At 74.2% G+C, this 233-nt stretch carries 1 protein-coding gene; it reads right to left on the bottom strand.

The genetic code is table 11. The annotated features are described in order from the left end of the window. On the bottom strand, positions 1-233 hold a 233-nt coding region (locus KVS67_RS13380; protein WP_217565585.1), incomplete at both ends, for an NlpC/P60 family protein.

Genomic DNA, 233 nt, shown 5'->3' with positions numbered 1-233 from the left:
CTGGGCCATGGCCTGCTGGGTGAGGCCGGAGCAGTCGAAGCCGGAGGGGCCGCTGCCGCCCCACGCGTAATAGGAGGACGGGTTCCGGACGGCGGCGCGCACGTAGTCGACGGCGGCCTGCTTGGGCGCGGGCGCCGACGCAGGGGCGGGGGCGGGGGCGCTGGAGGTGGAGACCGAGGTGGTCTTCAGGGCCATCCCCGGGTGGGGCATGGTCGAGGAGGTCATGCCGTTGA

Origin of the sequence: Micrococcus sp. GbtcB5, assembly GCF_019091605.1 — a bacterium.
GTDB lineage: Bacteria > Actinomycetota > Actinomycetes > Actinomycetales > Micrococcaceae > Micrococcus > Micrococcus luteus.
The sequence above is the reverse complement of the archived record's forward strand: the minus strand, read 5'-3'. Positions and strand labels throughout refer to the sequence as shown.